2 pseudogenes are annotated in these 1780 nt (G+C 62.8%); both read left to right on the top strand.

Going from position 1 to position 1780, the window contains the following annotated elements:
* Positions 1–39 precede the first annotated feature (39 nt).
* A pseudogene (locus MJ785_RS20090) lies at positions 40–132 on the top strand (toll/interleukin-1 receptor domain-containing protein); the annotation flags it as partial.
* A 486-nt stretch (positions 133–618) separates the two neighbouring features.
* Positions 619–1780 (top strand): annotated as a pseudogene (locus tag MJ785_RS20085) (hypothetical protein); the annotation flags it as partial.

Here is a 1780-nt window from a genome sequence, read left to right as displayed (position 1 = left end):
CGGACCATCGTTCTGTTGTCCCGCGCTTACCTGTCTTCCGTGTCCGAGCAGGCGGAATGGCAGGCAGCCCGGGCCGATGATCCACTCGGCTTTGACCGCAAACTCCTGCCGATTCGCTTGGAAGACTGTCCGCTGCCGGGGCTGCTCGGCCCGATTAAGCCGATCGACCTGGTCGGTCACACCGACGAGGACGTCTGCCGACGCGTCCTCCTCGACGGGATCACCATGGCGATTAAGGGACGAGGGAAGCCCGCAGAGCCGTCTCCCTTCCCCCCGAGCCGTGCCAGTTCCCCGCCGTCGGGCGCGTCTGAGAAGCCGCCTCCGCCTTTCCCCGGCGGGACCGCGGCACCAGGTTCGTCCTTACCACACCTACCGCGGGAGGACAACAACAGCCTCCCATTAGTGGCGGCCGACTCGTCGTCCCTGTCCGGTCAGCCGGATATGAATAACCCCAGATCGTTCCTTCCGGGGGTGCGGCCGTGGATACGGACGCACCGGCTGCCGCTGGGCGCATCCGGGGCCGTCGTGTTTCTGGCGTTTTTGGCGTTGCTGGCCTGGCGGCTCTGGCCGTCCAGCCCCAGTTCGCCCGATGGCTGTCAGCCGTGGCCAGGCGTCGCGGTGACCAAGGCCGACGACGGGGAGTGCGTCGGCTACAGCACGGGTGGATTCACCTTCGGCGTGGGTAAAGATCCGTCGGTCGTCCGGCTCCGGGATGTCCAAGAAAAAATCTTCGAGCAGAACAGGTGTGCGGACGAACTCGATAAGCGGCCTGGGGGAGAACGGCGGCGCTCTGTCACACTGGTGTACGTCGGCTCTCTCACCCGGAGGCCCGCATCGACGCCGGGAACGGGCTGGGCCGATCCCCAGATGGCGGAGATGCTGGCGCTGCTGACCTGGCAGCGCCAGCTGAACCAGTTCGGGAATACCGGTCCGTGCGTGGGAGCGAAGGATGATCCGTCCCGTTATCGCATTGCGTTGCGTGTTGTGATCGCAAACGGTGGCGAGGCGATGGGACAGGCAGCCATGGTCACCCAGAAATACATAGTTCCCCTCGCCGCAACTCCGGGGGAGCGGGTCATCGGGGTCATTGGTATGGACCGCAGTACGCCGGTCACCCTTGAGGCAATCAGGACGTTGGGGATGGAAAACATTCCCGTGATCGCCCATGGCCTTTCTGCCGATGGCGTTGACCGGCAGTCGGAGAGATACTTCCAGATGGTGCCCGCGAACAGGCGCGACGCGCAGCTTGTAGCGCTGTATGCCTGGCGGAACAACAAGAAAAGAATCACGGTCTACTACCCCGGTGAGCCTGGAGAAAATGGTGCGGTGCCGCGTCCAGACGACGATGACACGTATGTTTCGACACTGGTGAAGGACATCGACGAGGAGGTGCCGAAGGTCGCCGCGCGGTTGAAGATCGGTCTCTCGGTCGACCGGCGGGGCTGGGACAAGAACCTGAACATGTCACCCGGCCGGGGTGCCGCTTCCGGTCCGGACATCAGCGCTCAGCTGGAAAGTGAGTTTCAGAAGAGGTGCACGACCCAGCGGCCGGATGATCTGATTTTCTATGCCGGTAGACAGGAACAGTTCGGCGAGTTCCTCAAAGGAATGGCGGAGTGCATCGGCGAGAAGAACATTCTTCTGCTCGCCGACGGCACTGTCGGCAGGTTTGTTCTTGAATACGCTGGAAAGAATATCTACAACGTGCCGATACGATATATTTCCAGGGCGGCGCCCGTGGTTCTCGCCGGGAAGAAGTGCCTGACGAACGAGCTGATGG

This window comes from Protofrankia sp. CiT1 (assembly GCF_917627335.1).
In the GTDB taxonomy this organism is placed as follows: Bacteria; Actinomycetota; Actinomycetes; order Frankiales; family Frankiaceae; genus Protofrankia.
The sequence above is the reverse complement of the archived record's forward strand: the minus strand, read 5'-3'. Positions and strand labels throughout refer to the sequence as shown.